General features: G+C 59.1%; 22 protein-coding genes. 12 read left to right on the forward strand and 10 right to left on the reverse strand.

Going from position 1 to position 18,165, the window contains the following annotated elements; all coding sequences use genetic code 11:
• Positions 1-158: 158 nt before the first annotated feature.
• Positions 159-1,130, forward strand: coding sequence for a L,D-transpeptidase family protein (locus tag ACZZ0B_RS05730; protein ID WP_463544571.1), 972 nt, complete (start codon positions 159-161; stop codon positions 1,128-1,130).
• 123 nt (positions 1,131-1,253) lie between these two features.
• Here ACZZ0B_RS05730 and oprI read toward each other — a convergent pair whose 3' ends face one another.
• The gene (gene oprI / locus ACZZ0B_RS05735; RefSeq protein WP_003199355.1) at positions 1,254-1,505 is read right to left on the reverse strand and encodes an outer membrane lipoprotei OprI; all 252 of its coding nucleotides are present in this window, start codon (positions 1,503-1,505) and stop codon (positions 1,254-1,256) included.
• Positions 1,506-2,145: 640 nt separating this feature from the next.
• Here oprI and ACZZ0B_RS05740 point away from each other — a divergent pair.
• On the forward strand, positions 2,146-2,427 hold the full coding sequence (locus ACZZ0B_RS05740; protein WP_003226804.1) for a GNAT family N-acetyltransferase: 282 nt from the start codon (positions 2,146-2,148) through the stop codon (positions 2,425-2,427).
• Between the two features lie 60 nt (positions 2,428-2,487).
• On the opposite strand, the gene ACZZ0B_RS05745 is transcribed toward ACZZ0B_RS05740, so the two are convergent.
• Both ACZZ0B_RS05745 and ACZZ0B_RS05750 read right to left on the reverse strand, forming a co-directional pair.
• Positions 2,488-3,564, reverse strand: coding sequence for a 3-deoxy-7-phosphoheptulonate synthase (locus ACZZ0B_RS05745; protein WP_003226802.1), 1,077 nt, complete (start codon positions 3,562-3,564; stop codon positions 2,488-2,490).
• 143 nt (positions 3,565-3,707) lie between these two features.
• Positions 3,708-4,151 carry a PilZ domain-containing protein gene (locus ACZZ0B_RS05750; RefSeq protein WP_463544572.1) on the reverse strand — a complete coding sequence of 148 codons (444 nt, stop codon included), beginning with the start codon at positions 4,149-4,151 and terminating at the stop codon, positions 3,708-3,710.
• Here ACZZ0B_RS05750 and ACZZ0B_RS05755 point away from each other — a divergent pair.
• The 5 genes from ACZZ0B_RS05755 (at position 4,150) to cysB (ending at position 8,123) form a co-directional block, all read left to right on the forward strand.
• Positions 4,150-4,536, forward strand: coding sequence for a thioredoxin family protein (locus ACZZ0B_RS05755; RefSeq protein WP_463544573.1), 387 nt, complete (start codon positions 4,150-4,152; stop codon positions 4,534-4,536). The two genes, ACZZ0B_RS05750 and ACZZ0B_RS05755, sit on opposite strands and share 2 nt — an antisense overlap.
• Positions 4,537-4,544: 8 nt before the next feature.
• Positions 4,545-5,504, forward strand: coding sequence for a putative 2-dehydropantoate 2-reductase (locus ACZZ0B_RS05760; RefSeq protein ID WP_463544574.1), 960 nt, complete (start codon positions 4,545-4,547; stop codon positions 5,502-5,504).
• Positions 5,505-5,526: 22 nt separating this feature from the next.
• A complete protein-coding gene (locus tag ACZZ0B_RS05765; protein ID WP_008079944.1) occupies positions 5,527-6,432 on the forward strand; it encodes a 5'-nucleotidase in 906 nt (301 codons plus the stop codon).
• Positions 6,433-6,531: 99 nt separating this feature from the next.
• Positions 6,532-7,035: a universal stress protein gene (locus ACZZ0B_RS05770; RefSeq protein WP_463544575.1), complete on the forward strand. Its 504-nt coding sequence runs from the start codon at positions 6,532-6,534 to the stop codon at positions 7,033-7,035.
• Between the two features lie 113 nt (positions 7,036-7,148).
• The gene (cysB, locus tag ACZZ0B_RS05775) at positions 7,149-8,123 is read left to right on the forward strand and encodes an HTH-type transcriptional regulator CysB (protein WP_158831675.1); all 975 of its coding nucleotides are present in this window, start codon (positions 7,149-7,151) and stop codon (positions 8,121-8,123) included.
• Positions 8,124-8,132: 9 nt separating this feature from the next.
• Here the strand turns inward: cysB and ACZZ0B_RS05780 are convergent, their stop codons facing one another.
• Both ACZZ0B_RS05780 and ACZZ0B_RS05785 read right to left on the reverse strand, forming a co-directional pair.
• Complete coding sequence (locus tag ACZZ0B_RS05780; RefSeq protein WP_158831673.1) at positions 8,133-8,615, reverse strand: GreA/GreB family elongation factor; 483 nt, start codon at positions 8,613-8,615, stop codon at positions 8,133-8,135.
• A 2-nt stretch (positions 8,616-8,617) separates the two neighbouring features.
• Entirely contained in the window at positions 8,618-9,028 is a 411-nt protein-coding gene (locus tag ACZZ0B_RS05785) for a hypothetical protein (RefSeq protein ID WP_463544576.1), read from the reverse strand.
• Between the two features lie 124 nt (positions 9,029-9,152).
• Here ACZZ0B_RS05785 and earP point away from each other — a divergent pair, with 124 nt between their 5' ends.
• Both earP and ACZZ0B_RS05795 read left to right on the forward strand, forming a co-directional pair.
• Positions 9,153-10,295, forward strand: coding sequence for an elongation factor P maturation arginine rhamnosyltransferase EarP (gene earP, locus ACZZ0B_RS05790; protein ID WP_463544577.1), 1,143 nt, complete (start codon positions 9,153-9,155; stop codon positions 10,293-10,295).
• Positions 10,296-10,343: 48 nt separating this feature from the next.
• A complete protein-coding gene (locus ACZZ0B_RS05795; RefSeq protein ID WP_007908599.1) occupies positions 10,344-10,913 on the forward strand; it encodes an elongation factor P in 570 nt (189 codons plus the stop codon).
• A gap of 146 nt (positions 10,914-11,059) precedes the next feature.
• Here ACZZ0B_RS05795 and ACZZ0B_RS05800 read toward each other — a convergent pair whose 3' ends face one another.
• From ACZZ0B_RS05800 to ACZZ0B_RS05810, 3 genes are all read right to left on the reverse strand, one after another.
• Complete coding sequence (locus tag ACZZ0B_RS05800; protein ID WP_008079954.1) at positions 11,060-11,479, reverse strand: organic hydroperoxide resistance protein; 420 nt, start codon at positions 11,477-11,479, stop codon at positions 11,060-11,062.
• A 232-nt stretch (positions 11,480-11,711) separates the two neighbouring features.
• The gene (locus ACZZ0B_RS05805) at positions 11,712-12,203 is read right to left on the reverse strand and encodes a MarR family winged helix-turn-helix transcriptional regulator (protein ID WP_440096429.1); all 492 of its coding nucleotides are present in this window, start codon (positions 12,201-12,203) and stop codon (positions 11,712-11,714) included.
• Positions 12,204-12,248: 45 nt separating this feature from the next.
• Positions 12,249-13,205, reverse strand: a complete 957-nt coding sequence (locus ACZZ0B_RS05810; protein WP_440096428.1) for a LysR family transcriptional regulator — start codon at positions 13,203-13,205, stop codon at positions 12,249-12,251.
• 111 nt (positions 13,206-13,316) lie between these two features.
• Between ACZZ0B_RS05810 and ACZZ0B_RS05815 the strand changes: the two genes are divergently transcribed.
• On the forward strand, positions 13,317-14,066 hold the full coding sequence (locus ACZZ0B_RS05815) for a sulfite exporter TauE/SafE family protein (RefSeq protein WP_175559623.1): 750 nt from the start codon (positions 13,317-13,319) through the stop codon (positions 14,064-14,066).
• On the opposite strand, the gene ACZZ0B_RS05820 is transcribed toward ACZZ0B_RS05815, so the two are convergent.
• Entirely contained in the window at positions 14,056-14,910 is an 855-nt protein-coding gene (locus ACZZ0B_RS05820) for a LysR substrate-binding domain-containing protein (RefSeq protein ID WP_026000633.1), read from the reverse strand. The two genes, ACZZ0B_RS05815 and ACZZ0B_RS05820, sit on opposite strands and share 11 nt — an antisense overlap.
• A 97-nt stretch (positions 14,911-15,007) precedes the next feature.
• Here ACZZ0B_RS05820 and ACZZ0B_RS05825 point away from each other — a divergent pair, with 97 nt between their 5' ends.
• Together ACZZ0B_RS05825 and ACZZ0B_RS05830 are read left to right on the forward strand one after the other, a co-directional pair.
• Positions 15,008-15,223, forward strand: coding sequence for a DUF1127 domain-containing protein (locus tag ACZZ0B_RS05825; RefSeq protein ID WP_463544578.1), 216 nt, complete (start codon positions 15,008-15,010; stop codon positions 15,221-15,223).
• A gap of 64 nt (positions 15,224-15,287) precedes the next feature.
• Positions 15,288-16,514 (forward strand): winged helix-turn-helix domain-containing protein, encoded by a 1,227-nt coding sequence (locus tag ACZZ0B_RS05830; protein ID WP_463544579.1) that lies wholly within the window; start codon positions 15,288-15,290, stop codon positions 16,512-16,514.
• Positions 16,515-16,802: 288 nt separating this feature from the next.
• On the opposite strand, the gene ACZZ0B_RS05835 is transcribed toward ACZZ0B_RS05830, so the two are convergent.
• Positions 16,803-18,149, reverse strand: coding sequence for a class II 3-deoxy-7-phosphoheptulonate synthase (locus tag ACZZ0B_RS05835; RefSeq protein WP_027613442.1), 1,347 nt, complete (start codon positions 18,147-18,149; stop codon positions 16,803-16,805).
• Positions 18,150-18,165: the final 16 nt, after the last annotated feature.

Raw genomic sequence — 18,165 nt, forward strand, 5'->3', positions numbered from 1 at the left:
CAGCTCCTACATGGGTTCGCGTAATCCTGTAGGAGCTGCCGCAGGCTGCGATCTTTTCAAGGCCTGACGCGGTCCATCGGGCTGTCTCCCCCAATATTCAAAGTGCGGTGTACAATCCCGCTCTTATACCCTTGTTGATCATGCGAAGGATTTTCCGGATGTTGCCGCGCTTTCCTGCCGTCACCCGCTGCCTGTCACTTGCCGCCCTGTGTGTGGCCGGTCCCGTTGCTGCATTGGAGTTCCCCCTGCCACCGCCCGGTGAAGACATCATCGGCCAGGTCCAGGTGATCAAGGCCAAGTACGAAGACACCTTCGCCGATCTGGGCACGACCTACGATCTGGGTTATTCGGAAATGGTCGCGGCCAACCCGGGCGTCGATGCCTGGTTGCCGGGCGCCGGCACTGAAATCGTCTTGCCGACCCGCTTTATTCTGCCGCCGGGCCCGCGCGAAGGCATCGTGATCAACCTCGCCGAGTACCGCCTCTACTACTTCCCGAAAGGCAAGAACGTGGTTTACACGTTCCCGCTGGGTATCGGTCGTGAAGGTTGGGGTTCGCCGATCGCCCACACCTCGATCATCGCCAAGACGCCAAATCCGACCTGGACGCCGCCCGCATCGATCAAGGCTGAACACGCCGCCGATGGTGATCCGCTGCCAAACGTAGTGCCGGCCGGCCCGGACAATCCATTGGGCCCGTTCAAGTTCACGCTGGGCACGCCGGGTTATCTGATCCACGGTTCGAACAAGAAATTCGGGATCGGCATGCGCACCAGCCACGGCTGCTTCCGCATGTTCAACAACAATGTGCTGGAGATGGCCAGCATGGTGCCGGTCGGCACGTCGGTGCGCATCCTCAACGACGCCTACAAGTTCGGTCGCAGTGGCGGCAAGGTTTATCTGGAAGCGCACACGCCGATCGACGACAAGGGCAACCCGTCGGTAGTCGACAAGCACACTGCAGTGATCAACGCGATGCTCAAGCGTGAAGACGTCACCAACAACCTGCGCATGAACTGGGATGTGGTGCGCGATGTGGTGGCGGCTGAAGATGGCCTGCCTACGGAAATCGGTACACCGACTAGCTCGGCGCCGATTGTTTCGAGTGCGCCAATCGATTTGCAGCAATAAGGCAATAAAAAACCCGCCGACGCTTCACGCGCCGGCGGGTTTTTTATTGCCTGGACAAAAGCATCGGGCACAAAAAAGCCGACCCAGACATCGGATCGGCTTGATAACAATCCCGAAGGATTATTACTTGCGGCTAGCTTTGTCCAGCATGCGCAGAGCACGCTCGTTAGCTTCGTCAGCAGTCTGTTGTGCTTTTTGAGCAGCAGCCAGAGCTTCATCAGCTTTACGGTAAGCTTCGTCTGCACGAGCCTGGGAGCGAGCAGCTGCGTCTTCAGTAGCGGTCAGACGTGCTTCGGTTTCTTTCGATGCGCTGCTGCAACCGGTAGCCAGAACTGCGGCCAGAGCCAGAGCAGAGAATTTCAGAACGTTGTTCATCGTGTTCCCCTTCAAGGACTTTCAAATTAAGTGGCTGTCTCCTCACGATTGAGGAAATAGCCGGCGTACATACTACCCATTACTTGTAGTAAGTAAACTGACGTAGCGCAAGAAGCAAAAAAAATTGTAGGCGCTGATTCTTTTTCGAGCAACTTTTAACTGCACTGTATAAAAAATATCCAGCTGCAAGCCCCGCACTGAGCGAGTTAATCAGAAAAAGTTCCCGTTACGGTGTGCTGTTTTTGCAGTCTTGGCTAAAGTCTTTCTAGATGAATTCGTCCACACTTTTGTTCCGATTTTGCGTGCTGCTTCGCTTATCTTTTGTCCATGTTGAGGTGACTTTAAAAAAGGTTGCACGTCTTAAGTCTCAACATCCGGCAATGTTCAGGTGAGCGGCTTGGGAAGATCTTCTCCCCAACCACCCCTGCGTCCATCGGAGCAACCCCCGTCAACCGGCTTGATGACGAGCGCACCTTGAGCATTTTTGCCAATGGAGCCTACTATTTATCAGGTGCTCGGTTGCGCGAGATCGGTGTGGCTCTTCTCGGTGTCCAACAGGCACGGGGTGGCGTAGATGTTCCTTCGCCGGAAAAACATCGGTAAGGTAGGGGTCAGAATCCAAGACCCGCGAGGAGTAGTGATGAGCGAGGCGTTGTCCATCCACCATGACCAGGCTGGTCATCAGTTCGAGACCAATGTGGACGGTCATCGTGCCTACCTGACCTATATGGATCTGGGGAAACAGACCCTGGATATTTACCGCACGTTTGTGCCCAACGCCCTGCGCGGGCGTGGCATTGCCGCTGCGCTGACCGAAAGCGCGCTGCAGTACGCCGAAGAAATGGGCTACACGGTGATCCCGTCGTGCTCCTACGTCGAGCGCTACATGGAGCGCCATCAGCGCCGCGCCGCGAAGATCTGAGCCGCACACACAAAAACGCCGGGCAATGCCCGGCGTTTTTTTATGCCTGCGAAACGCTGATCAGCTGCGCTGACGTTTCGGCAGCACGTCCTTGAGCTTGGCGTGCATGCTGCGCAGGGTGTTCTCGGTGGCAGACCAGTCGATGCAGGCATCGGTGATCGACACGCCGTATTGCAGGTCGGCGAGGTCTTTGGGAATCGCCTGGCAGCCCCAGTTCAGGTGACTTTCGACCATCAGGCCGATGATCGACTGGTTGCCTTCGAGGATCTGGTTGGCGACGTTCTCCATCACCAGCGGTTGCAGGGCCGGGTCCTTGTTGGAGTTGGCGTGGCTGCAATCGACCATGATGTTCGGCTTGATCTTGGCTTTGTTCAGCGCCTGCTCGCACAGGGCGACGCTGACCGAATCGTAGTTCGGCTTGCCGTTGCCACCGCGCAGCACCACGTGACCGTAGGCGTTGCCTTTGGTGGTGACGATCGACACGCCACCTTCCTGGTTGATGCCGAGGAAACGGTGCGGGCTGGAGACTGACTGCAGGGCGTTGATCGCCACGGTCAGGCCGCCGTCGGTGCCGTTCTTGAAGCCCACCGCCGAGGACAGGCCAGAGGCCATTTCACGGTGAGTCTGCGATTCGGTGGTGCGCGCGCCGATGGCCGACCAGCTGATCAGATCCTGCAGATACTGCGGGGAGATCGGGTCGAGGGCTTCAGTGGCGGTTGGCAGGCCTTTTTCGGCCAGATCCAGCAGCAACTGGCGACCGATGTGCAGGCCGTCCTGAATCTTGAACGAGTCGTCCAGATACGGATCGTTGATCAGGCCTTTCCAGCCGACGGTGGTGCGTGGCTTCTCGAAATACACGCGCATGACCAGATACAGGGTGTCGGAGACTTCCTCCGCCAGCACCTTGAGGCGATCGGCGTATTCGTGGGCAGCCTTGATGTCGTGGATCGAGCACGGGCCGATCACTACGAACAGACGGTGGTCAGTGCCATCAAGAATGTTGCGAATGACTTCGCGGCCCTTGGTGACGGTGCGCAGGGCGGCGTCGCTCAGAGGGATATCACGCTTGAGCTGATCAGGAGTGATCAGGGTCTCGTTAGAGGCGACGTTTAGGTCGTTGATCGGTAAATCAGCCATCGTTTACTCGTCAGGTCACGGGTGCCGGCCGCCAGCGATCCCCGCGCGGCGGAGCACAGCAGATTTAAGCGCGTCGGGGAGCGGAACCTTAGCGCGTAAAGCGCCTGCTCGACAATGGGCAAGTAATTGTTTAGAGAAGCGCGTCAGTCCGACACTGCTTGGGCGAAAGCCTTGCGCACGCTGTCGTGGGAGAACTCGTCGGCGTGTTGCTCGACCCATTGCAGGGCCACCGCCTGAATTTCTTGCAGGTCATCGTGGGTGTCGTGCATGCGGCAGTAGCGCTCGATCTGACACACCTGCTCACCCATTCGCGCGCTGAACAGCGTCTGTTCATCGGTAAATGCGATCCCCACCAGATAACCCTTTTTGCGCCGCAGGCACCACGCCACATAGCCCGGATAACAGATGTCGGCATTGAGTGTCGGCATGCGCACTTGCAGCGCCGTGCCATGGCGCCAGGCACGGTGGTAATTGCAAGCGATGCCGCCGAGGCTGATAGTGTGCAGCTGTTGCCTGGAAATACACTCAGGCTTGAGCAAGGTTAATTCAACCGGCACCTCGTCCGGATGAGGAATGAAACGTCCCATGAGCACAGACTCCCTGTGTCGGCCATTTGACATTGTTTCCCCCAGTATAGTGGTCGAATCCGAACTGACCGATTTCGACGCCGACCAACGGCTGTTGGCGATGAGCGGCGTTTCACTGGTGATTTTCACCAGTGTCGGCTGCGCCAGTTGCCGTTATGCCCGCGAAGTATTACCGGAGATGGCGCTCGCGGTTGATCGCCTGTGCTGGATCGATGCCGGTGACAACGGCGGGTTGGTCGAGCGTTATCAGGTCTTTCATTTGCCGGCGCTGTTTGTGGTGCGCGACGGTGAGTTCTTTGGGGCATTGCACATGCGCCTGACAGCTGATGCGCTGAACGCGGCGCTGGCGCAGGCACTGGGTCGAATTGCAGAGGAGTTGCCATGATCGGGGCAATGGATAAGTCAGGCTTTGATAAACCGAAAGTGGGGATTATTGGCACCGGCGCAATTGGTGGTTTCTACGGATTGATGCTGGCGCGTGCCGGGTTCGATGTGCACTTTCTGTTGCGCAGCGAGTTCTCGGCAGTCGCCGAGCGCGGGTTGCAGGTGAACAGTGCGGTGCACGGTCAACTGACGCTGAATCCGGTGCAAGCCTATTCGGCGGCCGAGGACATGCCCAAGTGTGACTGGCTGCTGGTCGGCGCGAAAACCACCAGCAACGCTGGCCTCGCGCCTGCAATCGTTCAGGCGGCCAAGGCTGATGCGAAAGTGCTGGTTCTGCAAAACGGTCTTGATGTCGAAGACAGCCTGCGTGAACTGCTTCCCGATTCCCTCCATCTGCTCGGCGGCTTGTGTCTGATCTGTGTGCATCGCGAGGAGCCCGGGCTGATAACCCATCAAGCCCTGGGGGCGGTGAACGTCGGCTATCACAGCGGTCCGGCGCTTGATGAAGTGGCGCGCATGGCCATCGTTGAAGAAGGCGCTGGCCTGTTCCGCGCCGCCGGTCTCGATTCGCAGGCAATGCCCAATCTGCATCAGGCGCGCTGGCAGAAACTGGTCTGGAATATTCCCTATAACGGCCTGTCGGTGCTCCTCGGTGCGGGTACCACGCCGCTGATGGCCGATGGCGACAGTCGCGCGCTGATTCAGGCGTTGATGGCTGAGGTCGTGCAGGGCGCCAAGGCGTGTGGTCTGGAAGTGCCGGCCGGCTATGCCGATTTCCTGTTCACGATGACCGAGAAAATGCCCGACTACTGGCCGAGCATGTACCACGACTTTCTACATAAGCGACCGCTGGAGCTGGACGCGATCTACGCTCGACCACTGGCGGCAGCAAAAGCGGCGGGTTGTCAGTTGCCGCGCATCGAAGCGCTGTATCGCACTTTACGTTTTATCGACCGACGCAACGTTTAAGCCGGTCGCTTTGGGGGAATGCATGGCCAAGAACATCGATGACAAACTGGTGCTGGCGATTTCGTCGCGCGCCTTGTTCGACCTGAGCGAGAGCCACAAGGTCTACCTGTCGAGCGGCGTCGAAGCCTATCGGCAATATCAGATCGAACACGAAGACGAGATTTTGGCGCCCGGCGATGCCTTCCCGCTGGTGGAAAAACTCCTGAAACTCAACAGCCGCCTCGGCCGAGCGCGGGTCGAGGTGATTCTGGTGTCGCGCAACAGCGCCGACACTGGCCTGCGCGTGTTCAACTCGATTCACCATTATGGGCTGGCGATTTCCCGCGCGGCGTTTGTCGGCGGGCGCAGTCCGTACCCGTATCTGAAAGCGTTTGGTTGCGACCTGTTTCTGTCGACCCATGCTGAAGACGTACGTGCGGCGCTGGACGCCGGTTTTGCCGCCGCGACCATTTTGTCCGGTGGCGCCAGCCGTGCGGCCAGCGACGAATTGCGCATCGCCTTCGACGGTGACGCGGTGATTTTCTCCGACGAGTCGGAGCGCGTCTATCAATCCGGCGGGCTCGAAGCGTTTCAGGCCAAGGAGCGTGAATCTGCACGCGAACCGCTGCGTGGCGGGCCGTTCAAGGGCTTTCTGGCAGCGCTCAATCTGCTCCAGCGCGAGTTTCCCGACGACGATTGCCCGATCCGCACCGCGCTGGTCACCGCACGTTCGGCACCTGCGCATGAACGGGTGATCCGCACCTTGCGCGAGTGGGATATCCGTCTCGACGAATCACTGTTTCTCGGCGGTCTAACCAAATCGGCGTTTCTCGAAGCATTCGCAGCCGACGTGTTCTTCGACGATCAGGCCGGGCATTGCGAACTCGCCCGCGAAGTGGTTGCCACCGGCCATGTGCCGCACGGCATCAGCAACGAACCGTCGGTCTAAAGCCCAAACGGTTCAAGACGTTGCGCCGCACGTCGTACTCGCCAAGGCACTGCTAAGCTGAATCAAATCTCCGCCATTGTTGGCTTGCGAGGAGGTCATATGATTCGTTCGATGCTGTATGCCACTGACCTCGGTCTGTACGCACCGTTAGTGATGCAGCATGCCCTGGCATTGGCGCGAACGTTCAATGCCGACTTGTATGTGGTGCACGCGGTAGAACCGATGGGGCTGTTCGCCGAATCGGTGTTGCAGAGCTATCTCGACGAGCAGGCATTGAACGATTTTCACAGCCAGGGTCTGAAAACAGTCATCGCCAATATCGAACAACGGGTGCTGGAAAGCTTTCGCGAAGAGTTGGGGGAGGAGGGCGAGCAGGATCTGCAACGCATTCGCGCGGTGCGCGTGCTGCAAGGCGATCCGTCGCAGGTGATTCTCGACCAGGCGCAGAAACTCTCGGTCGATTTGCTGATCGTAGGTAGCCACAGTCACGGGGTGGGCGCGGAAACGCCGTTGGGGCGCACGGCGGCTCGGGTCCTGCAGTTGGCCAAGGTGCCGGTTTATCTGGTGCCGTTGGTGGAACGTCGGCGGCGGGAGGATCGCTGAAGCGGGAATAATGGCACTTTGATAAAAAAGTTCTAGATTTATTCTTCAAACCATTAATATAGTTATATACCGTCGCTGATGCCCGTGGCGTCTACCTGCTTTGAGGGATACATATGAAGCTTCAACAATTGCGCTACATCTGGGAAGTGGCGCACCACGACCTCAACGTTTCCGCTACAGCCCAAAGCCTGTACACCTCGCAACCGGGCATCAGTAAACAAATCCGCTTGCTGGAAGACGAACTCGGCGTTGAAGTGTTTGCCCGCAGCGGCAAGCACCTGACCCGCGTCACCCCGGCCGGCGAGCGCATCATCACCACTGCCGGTGAGATTCTGCGCAAGGTAGAAAGCATCAAGCAGATCGCCCAGGAATTCTCCAACGAGAAGAAGGGCACCCTGTCGATTGCCACCACGCACACCCAGGCGCGTTATGCCCTGCCGCCGGTGATCAGCAATTTCATCAAGCAATACCCGGACGTGGCGCTGCACATGCACCAGGGTTCGCCGATGCAGATCGCCGAGATGGCCGCAGACGGCACCGTCGATTTTGCGATCGCCACTGAAGCGCTGGAGCTGTTCGGCGATCTGGTGATGATGCCGTGCTACCGCTGGAACCGCTGCGTGGTCGTGCCGCAAGGTCACCCGCTGACCAAATTGCCGAAGCTGACGCTCGAAGCGCTGGCTGAATACCCGATCGTGACTTACGTGTTCGGTTTCACCGGCCGTTCGAAACTCGACGAAGCGTTCAGCCATCGTGGCCTGACGCCGAAAGTGGTGTTCACTGCGGCCGACGCCGACGTGATCAAAACCTACGTGCGCCTGGGGCTGGGCGTGGGCATCGTGGCGAAAATGGCGGTCGACAGCAAACTCGACAGCGATCTGGTGGTACTGGATGCCAGCGAATTGTTCGAATCGAGCATCACCAAGATCGGTTTCCGTCGCGGCACCTTCCTGCGCGGTTTCATGTGCGACTTCATCGAGAAGTTTGCGCCGCACCTGACCCGCGAAGTCATGGCCAAAGCCATTCAGTGCCACAACAAACAAGAGCTGGAAGAGCTGTTCGACGGCGTCGAACTGCCCGTTCACTAAGCAACCCTCTTAAAGCACCTCGGTGACAGCAAATTGTTGCCGGGTGCCCGCCACCAGAATCTCCACCTCATCACCTTCGAACTTGCCCAGCAGGCTTTTGCCCAGTGGCGAGCGCGGGGTGATGACGGTAATCGGCTGACCCACGACATCGACTTTCAGGCCGGCCGCATCCGGCGCCAGAAACAGCCACTGCTCGCGACCCTTTTCGTCTTCCAGACCGAGCAGGGCGCCGATCTCGATTCCACGGTTTTCGTCATAGGCGCGCAGCGTCAAGTTCTGGCACAGCGCCAGTGACTGACGAATTTCCTCGACGCGTTTTGCCTGACCCGCGGCCAGATAAGACGCCTCAAGCCCCAGCGTGTCGTACTTGTTTTCGGCAATGTTTTCTTCGTGGGTCGCGGTTTCGTAGGCGGTTTGCGCCGCGCGTTCGGCGATGTCGAGATCAACGCGCAGCTTGTCGATAATCAGTTGGTGAACCGTGTGCTTGTTCATGATCAATCGCAGAATTGTAGGACGTTGGCGCGGCTCTTTTCGCTTGGGGCGGTCTGATCCTGTTGCAGCCAGAACTGGCATTTAGGGTTGGATTGGTTTCGCGAGCTGCTGCGCGCTTGATCGAGTCGAACCTGCTGTTCGTTCTTGCGCAGGTTTTCTTCGTACTGGTCGAACAGCGGACTTTGCGGCGGAATATCCGGTTGTACCTGGACGGCAGCCGGCGGCTTGGCCAGTTGCTGCACCGCCTGAGCAACCGGTGCCAACTGTTCGGTGAACAGAAAACGCGACAGCAGCCAGCAGGTCAGCGCAATGGCGAGAAACCCCAGCCACAGGCCCAAGGCAATACTGCCGGTCAGGTGCAGCGCGTTAAGCTGAACAGGCAAGGGGCGACGCGGGTTGGGACGATAGGGCATGGCTGCCTCCTGGCGGATGATTGCGGGCAAGTGGCGATTGTCGCACGAAGATTAATCGCCGTCGGCTCTTCTGCGCGAGGTGATTTATGCGGACAATCGCTGCTTTTGCCAACGGGAGTCTTGAATGCCGGAAGTGAACACCCGCTGGGATATTTTCTGCACCGTGGTCGACAACTATGGCGACATCGGCGTGACCTGGCGCCTGGCCCGGCAACTGGTCGCCGAGCACTCTTTGGCGGTGCGCCTGTGGGTCGATGACCTGCGTGCGTTCGAACGGATCTGCCCGGACATCGACGTCAACGCTGCGCAGCAATCGCAGCAGGGCGTCGAAGTGCGCCTCTGGCCGAGTGAGTGGGCACAGACTGACGCGGTGGATGTGGTGATCGCCGCGTTTGCCTGTCAGTTGCCCAGTGATTACATGGACGCCATGGCCGCGCGCGAAAAGCCACCGTTATGGATGAATCTCGACTACCTCAGCGCCGAGGACTGGGTCATCGGCTGCCACGGTCTGCCATCAGTGAAATACAAATCGGTGCAGAAGATCTTCTTTTTCCCCGGCTTCCAGCCCGGTACTGGCGGCTTGCTGCGTGAGCGTGGATTGCTTGAACAGCGTCAGCAGTTTCAGCTGGATCCCGAGGCGCAGCGACAATTCCTGCAAGGCCTGGGCATTGATCGCGCGCCTGAGGCGCAGCTGATTTCGTTATTTGCCTACGAGAATGCCGGGCTGGCCAGTTGGCTGGACGTATTGGCAGCAGACCCCACGCCGACTCATCTGCTGGTGCCGGAAGGGCGCATTCTTGGCGATGTTGCGCGCTGGCTCGGGGTTGAAACCCTGACGGTCGGTGCGATCCATGTACGGCAGTCATTGAACGTGCAGGTGCTGCCATTCGTCCGACAGGATCAATATGATCACCTGCTGTGGTGCTGCGATTTCAACGCCGTGCGCGGCGAGGATTCTTTCGTTCGCGCGCAATGGGCGGGGCGGCCGATGCTCTGGCACATCTATCAGCAGGACGAAGACATCCATCTGGACAAGCTCGACGCCTTTCTGGTGCTGTACACCAAAGGTCTGTCGCCGGCCGCCGCTGAGGCGATGAACGGTCTGTGGCGAGCCTGGAGCGCTGGGCAACCAATCGGTGATCACTGGTTGGCGAGCCGCAAACACTGGCCCGAACTGCAGGAAAATGCCGAAAAATGGTGTCTGGAACAAGGCTTGCAGGCCGATCTTGCCGCAGCGCTGGTACAGTTTTACCTAAATTGGATATGATACGCGGCCTAGATTTTTGTAAATCCCATCCAAATTCGGATATTCGCAATGAAAACTGGTAAAGAACTGAAACCCGGTACCGTGATCCGTCTCGAAAACGATCCTTGGCTGGTTCAGAAAGCTGAATTCACCAAATCGGGCCGTAACAGCGCGATCATGAAGACCAAGCTGAAAAACCTGCTGACCGGTTACAAGACCGAGATCGTTTACAGCGCTGACGACAAACTGGACGACGTAATCCTCGACCGCAAAGAAGCGACCCTGTCCTTCATCAGCGGCGACACCTACACGTTCATGGACACCACCGACTACACCATGTACGAGCTGAACGCTGAAGACATCGAAGCCGTTCTGCCTTTCGTTGAAGAAGGCATGACCGATGTTTGCGAAGCGATCTTCTTCGAAGAGCGTCTGGTTTCCGTAGAGCTGCCGACCACCATCGTACGTGTAGTTGACTACACCGAAGGTTCGGCTCGCGGCGACACTTCCGGCAAAGTCATGAAGCCAGCCAAACTGGCCAACGGTACTGAGCTGCAGGTTGCTGACTTCATCGAAATCGGTGACAAGATCGAGATCGACACCCGCGAAGGCGGTTCCTACAAAGGCCGTGCTAAATAAGCACTGCTTTTTGCGGAAAGAAAAAGCCCGACCATTGAGTCGGGCTTTTTTGTGCCTGTCAGTAAGATCAAAAGATCGCAGCCTGCGGCAGCTCCTACATATGTACCCCTGTAGGAGCTGCCGCAGGCTGCGATCTTTTGCTTTGTTCAGACAGTGACGTGCAGGCGTACGTCGACGTTGCCACGGGTGGCGTTGGAGTACGGGCAAACCTGGTGAGCGGCGTCGACCAGCGATTGCGCGTCGGCTTGTTCCAGGCCAGGCAGGCTGATGTGCAGATCGATGTCCAGACCAAAGCCGCCAGGGATTTGACCAATGCCGACGTGGGCGGTGATCGAGGCATTGTCGGGGATTTTGCGTTGGGTCTGGCTGGCAACGAATTTCAGCGCGCCGATGAAGCAGGCCGAGTAACCGGCTGCGAACAGCTGCTCAGGGTTGGTCGCCGCGCCGCCAGCACCGCCGAGTTCTTTGGGGGTGGCGAGTTTGACGTCGAGAATATTGTCGCTGGAGATCGCACGACCATCACGGCCGCCAGTGGAGGTTGCGATTGCGGTGTAGAGCGTTTGCATGATGTGAGCCTCGTTGGGTGTCGTGGTTTGCGCTAATTGTTTGCGCGCTAAATAAGTACGAGGCAAATGTATAGCGCAAATATTTTGCGCGCAAGATAATTTTGGAAAATTATTCGTGATAGGTGCACTGAAACACTTGTAGGAGCTGCGGCACGCTGCGATCTTTTGATCTTGAAAAAGCCAAAATCCAAAGATCGCAACGTGCCGCAGCGCCCACAAGGGGAGGGTGGATTCAGGAAAGGCTGTTTTGCAGGTGGCTGCGCAGTGCCTGGAGTTCTGCTTGCAGGTTTTGCAGGCGCTCGATGGAGAAACCGCTGGCGCCGAGGATGCAAGGGGGAACCGTGCGCGCCCGATCTTTTAGCGCTCGGCCCTGTTCGGTCAATTCGACGATGACTACCCGCTCATCCTCTCGGCTACGCGTACGGCTCAATAACCCTTCGCCCTCTAGCCGTTTCAGCAGCGGCGTCAGCGAACCCGGATCAGTCAGCAGCTTTGTGCTGATCTCTCCGACCGTCAAACCGTCCTTTTCCCACAGCACCATCATCGCCAGATACTGCGGATACGTCAGGCCCAGCGCCTGCAACAGCGGCTTGTAGACCTTGGTCATCATCAGCGAAGTGGAGTGCAGGGCGAAGCACGCTTGATTGTCCAGCAGCAGTTCTTCGCAGACGTCGGGGGTGTTGCGGTCGGAAGTCATATCAAAGCCTTGATCGGTAATGGTCATGAATCTAGCGCCCGAATGTTTAATGCGCCAGATAATTCGCCGGCGCTAATGACGACCCAGGTCCCGCTGCAGCGCCAGATCCCAAGGGGGCACCGGGCTGAACCGCGTCTTCAGATACTCCAGCAGCAAGCGACTGCGGGAGTTGGTTTGCTGCTCCATACGCAGCGCGTAAATGCCCGTGGATTCCGCCTTCGGCAGGCCACTTTCGCAAAACAGCGGCAGTAACTCGCCGCGCAGCAGGTATTCGCTGGCCAGCCAAGTGGGTAAATGGGCGATGCCTAGCCCGGCCAATGCGCCGCACACCAGCGCCTCGGCATTGTTGGCGCTCATGCGGATCCGCGCCGGACGGTGCAATTGCATTTGACCGTCCTGTTCGAATCGCCAGGCGAAGGGCGGGGCGAGTCCTTCCCAATCCAGGCCGTCATGTTCGCTCAACTGTGCGGGGTGCTTGGGGATACCGCGACGCTTGAGGTAGTCCGGGCTGGCGCAGGCGATGCGCACCATGCTCGCCAACGGCGTGGCCACCAGTCGCGTGTCGGCCAGTTGCCCTGCGCGCAACACCAGATCAACCTTGCCCAGGTTCGAACCGCCCATGTCGACGAAGCTGTCGATCAGGTGCAATTGCACATCCAGCCCCGGATAGAGGACGAGGAAGTCGGCAATCACCGGCGCCAGATGTCGCCGCCCGAACGCGGCCGGGGCATCGATGCGGATCAAGCCTTCGGGGGCGCTGCTCAAGGACACCGCTTCAGCCCGGGCCAGTTGCAATTCGGCGACGATGCGCCGCGCCCGCTCGGCGAACGCCAGACCGGCCGGCGTGGCGAGTACGGCGTGGGTGCTGCGAATGAACAACTGGCTGCCGACTGCATTTTCCAGGCTGTCGATACGCCGCGCGACCGCTGAGGGCGTCAGCGGATGACGGCGCGAGGCGGCGGAAAAACTGCCACTCTCGAGCACGTCGAGAAACAGCCCGAGTTGGTCGGTCAATTGATTGGGATTCATGTTCGGCCCGGTGCTTGTGCGAAATCGGCATAGCCATTGTGCGTTGCTGTGCGTTTACCCGCCAGCGGCGACTGCGTAGGATGAGTCGCCTGACGTTAGAGGAATTGGGCTGTGATGGAGTTTTTGTTATACCTGCTGTTTGGCGCCGCACTCGGCACCTTGGGTGGCATTTTTGGCATCGGCGGCGGTTTGATCGCGATTCCGTTGCTGGGCGTGTGGTTCGGCCTCGATCAACAGATCGCTCAAGGCACGGCGCTGGTCATGGTGGTGCCCAACGTAATGCTGGCGCTGTGGCGCTATCACCAGCGCAATCGCATCGAACTGCGCCACGCGCTGCCACTGGCGCTGATGGGCTTTTGTTTTGCCTGGATCGGTTCGATCTGGGCGGTCGGCATCGATGCGCAAACCATGCGTATCGGTTTCGTTGCGTTCCTTGTGGTGTTGTCGGCTTACAACCTGTTGAAGATGTTCGGCAAGCAACCCGCTGCGACTTCCGAAATGCGCTATTCGTGGCCGTGGCTGGGTGTGCTCGGCGCGGCGTCCGGGACCATGGGCGGTTTGTTTGGTGTCGGCGGGGCGGTGGTGGCGACGCCAGTGCTGACCAGCCTGTTCGGCACCACACAAGTCGTCGCGCAGGGTTTGTCGCTGGCGCTGGCGCTGCCAAGTACCGGCGTGACCCTGGTGACCTACGCAGTGCATCACGAGGTGGACTGGATGATCGGTTTGCCGCTGGCCATTGGCGGGCTGGCCAGCATCAGTTGGGGCGTGAAAGTCGCCCACGCGATGCCGGAAAAACTCCTGCGCGGGTTGTTCTGCGGCTTTCTGGTGCTGTGTGCGGTGATGCTCGCGTTTAAAGTTTGAAGCCTTCGACGATGTGCTCGGCCAGGCACTCGGTGATCGGCGACGGGTTGTTCAGGTTGCGGATCAGCATGATGCTCGCCTCGGGCAACAGCGGCAGATCTTCGGCAGCGCCGAGAATGCGCATGTCCGGGGTGATCAGGCTTTCCAGTTGCGCGGTGATCGCCAGACCCGCGCTGACCACGGCCATCAGCGCCGACAAACTGGTGCTGTTATAGGCGATGCGGTAATCGCGGCCCATCGCGTCCAGCGCATTGCACGCCCACAAGCGGCAGAAACAATCACTGTTGAACATCGCCAGCGGCAGCGGCGTTTGTTCATGGGCGCTGAAATTTTGCGCCTCGGCCCAGACGAAACGCTCTTTGCGCAGCAGTTGGCCGATCTCGTTGCCCGGTTCGCGGGTAACGATCGACAGATCCAGATCGGTGCGCTGCAACAGTTGTTTGGTCGACTCGCAATGCACTTCGATCTGGATCAACGGATAGAACTGCGCGAACCGCGACAGAATTCCCGGCAGAAAACGCATCACATAATCGTCCGGCGTACCAATGCGCACTGTGCCGACCATGTGCGGTTCGCGCAGGGTGTTGAACACCTCGCTGTGCAGCTTGAGGATGCGCCGCGCGTAACCGAGCAGCACCTGGCCTTCGGCAGTCAGGCGTACCTGTCGGCCGTCGCGCTCGAACAACTGGCGCTGCAACACGTCCTCTTCCAGACGCTTCATCTGCATGCTCACCGCCGATTGCGTGCGGTTGACCATTTCACCGGCGCGGGTGAAACCACCCTGATCGGCAATCGCGACAAAGGTGCGCAACACATCGGTATCGATACTGGGGTAGGCCGACAATTGATGAATCTCCGTGATGCATGCCATCAGAAACATTCGTTGGATTGATCTTAGCGCCAGGCAGAGACTTGAGCCATCCACAAAGGAGGGCAACACGATGAAAGGTCAAAGAGAGTTTGCAGGCGAAGAAAAATTCAGCGGTCACATCGTTTCCGACCTGCTGCACAAGTTTAGCCGCTGGTATGAATTGCACCGTGAACGCGAGTTGCTCGCCAGTCTGAGCGACGAGGCGTTGAAAGACATCGGGGTCAGTCGTGCCGACGTCGAACACGAGTCTGTGCGGCCGTTCTGGGATGATCCGATGCATAAATGATGACGCCAGTGCTACACAAAACACTTTCAGGTGAGGTAGGTTGCGAGCAGACAAGGAGATGCTCATGCCCGCGACACTGGCCTTTTCCCTCAAACAGGCGCGACGTCTGGCGCTGGCCGCCCAAGGGTTCAACGGGCGCCAGCCGCCGACCGTCAAGGCCGCTCACCTCAACCGGCTGATCGAACGGCTGGGCTTGCTGCAAATTGATTCCGTCAACGCCGTGGTGCGCTCGCACTATCTGCCGCTGTTTTCCCGCCTCGGTAACTATTCTTCTGACTTGCTCGACCAGGCTGCCTGGAGTTCGGGGCGTCGTCGTTCGTTGTTCGAATATTGGGGGCATGAGGCGTCGTTGTTGCCGCTGTCGATGTATCCGTTGATGGGCTGGCGCATGCAACGCGCCAGGCGCGGCGAAGATATTTATCAGCAACTGGCCAAGTTTGGTCGCGAGCAGCAAGACGTTGTACGTCGCGTGTTGAGTTCGGTGCAAGAGCAGGGCGCGATCGGCGCCGGCAGTCTGTCGACCCGCGAAGACAAGGCCGGGCCATGGTGGGACTGGAGCGCGGAAAAGCACGCGCTGGAGTGGTTGTTCGCCGCCGGTGAAGTGACGGTAGCGGGACGGCGTGGGTTTGAGCGTTTGTATGATTTGCCGGAGCGAGTGATTCCTTCGTCCATTCTGCAGCAAGCGTTGCCCGATGAGGCTGAGGCGCAGCGTGGTTTGCTGTTGCATGCAGCACAGGCGTTGGGCGTCGGCACGGAGAAAGACCTGCGCGATTACTTTCGTTTGAATCCGGCGGATGCGCGTCCGCGACTGGCTGAGCTGGTCGAGGCGGGACAACTGCAAATATGCGAAGTGGCCGGTTGGCGGCAGATCGCCTATTGCCTGCCAGAGCCGAAAGTCCCGCGCAAGGTGGTCGCCAGTGCGCTGCTGTCGCCGTTCGATTCGTTGATCTGGGAGCGCAGCCGCACCGAGCGGTTGTTCGATTTCCGCTATCGGCTGGAGATTTACACGCCGCAGGACAAGCGGGTTTACGGCTATTACGTGTTGCCGTTTTTGCACAATGAGCGGATTGCGGCACGGGTTGATCTGCGTGCCGAACGGGCGTCGGGGCGACTGGCGGTGCATGCGGTGCACGAGGAGGAGCCGGGGCTGGATGAGGCGGGGATGTTGGCGCTGGCGGTGAATTTACGGCGGATGGCGGATTGGTTGGGGCTTGCGCGGGTACAGCTCAATTGTCAGCGCGAGAGTGCCGCACGATTACGAGTGGCATTCGCCCAAATCGGCTGTGACTGAACTGACGCCATCGCTGGCAAGCCAGGCTCCCACAGTGTTCTGCGTCGTACACAGATTTTGTGATCGGCGCGGTCACTGTGGGAGCCTGGCTTGCCAGCGATGAGGCCGGTTCAAACGACAAAGATATCGAACCCTAGCGGCGAACCTGTTGAATGAGGGGGCGCCTTCGCGAGCAAGCTCAGCTCCTACATTGACCGCGTCATTCATCAATTTTGTGCGCGACGCAGATCCTGTGGGAGCCTGGCTTGCCAGCGATGAGGCCGGTTCAAGCGATAAAGATGTCGAGCATTAGCGGCGAACCTGCTTGAGGGTCTCCGCGATCAAAAACGCCAACTCCAGCGACTGATCGGCATTCATCCGTGGATCACAATGCGTGTGATAGCGATCCGACAAGCCATCTTCGGTAATCGGCCGCGCACCACCGATGCACTCGGTGACGTTTTGCCCGGTCATCTCGATGTGAATCCCGCCGGCATAAGTGCCTTCAGCCTCATGCACCTGGAAGAACTGCTTCACCTCGCCAAGAATCTGCGCAAAGTCGCGAGTCTTGTAACCGCTGCTGGCCTTGATGGTATTGCCGTGCATCGGGTCGGAACTCCACAGCACCTGCTTGCCTTCACGCTGCACCGCGCGGATCAGCGCCGGCAGGTGATCGCCGACCTTGTTCGCACCCATCCGCGCGATCAAATTCAGGCGACCCGGATCGTTGTCCGGATTGAGCGCGTCGATCAGGCGGATCAGATCATCGGGGTTCATGCTTGGGCCGACCTTCACGCCGATCGGGTTGTTCACCCCGCGCAGAAACTCGACATGCGCGCCGTCGAGCTGACGGGTGCGGTCGCCGATCCACAGCATGTGCGCCGAGCAATCGTAGTAATCGTTGGTCAGGCTGTCGCGGCGCACGAAGGCTTCTTCGTAGTTCAGCAGCAACGCTTCGTGGGCGGTGAAGAAACTGGTTTCGCGCAGTTGCGGCGAGCTGTCCATGCCACAGGCGCGCATGAACGCCAGGGTTTCATCGATGCGGTCGGCGAGGTGGCTGTACTTCTCGGCCAGCGCCGAGTTGGCGATGAAATCGAGGTTCCACTTGTGCACTTGGTGCAGGTCGGCAAAACCGCCTTGGGCAAAGGCGCGCAACAGGTTCAGCGTCGCGGTCGATTGATGATAGGACTGCAGCAGACGTTCCGGATCCGGCACGCGGCTCTTTTCGTCGAAACCGATGCCGTTGACGATGTCACCGCGATAAGCCGGCAACGTCACGCCGTCGATGGTCTCGTCGTTGGCCGAGCGCGGCTTGGCGAACTGGCCGGCCATGCGCCCGACTTTGACCACCGGGCAACCGGCGGCGAAGGTCATGACGATCGCCATTTGCAGCAACACTTTAAAGGTGTCGCGAATCTTCGCCGCGGAGAATTCGGCGAAGCTTTCGGCGCAATCGCCACCCTGGAGCAAAAACGCGCGGCCCTGAGTTACTTCGGCAAACTGTCGACGCAGCTCGCGCGCCTCGCCGGCAAACACCAGCGGCGGATAACTGGCCAGGGTTTGCTCGACCTGGCGCAGGTGCGCGGCGTCGGGGTATTGGGGTTGTTGCTGGATCGGCAGGGCGCGCCAGCTGTCAGGGCTCCACGGTTGGCTCATCACGGTCTCTAAGGTT

Source organism: Pseudomonas sp. AC247 (assembly GCF_979258015.1).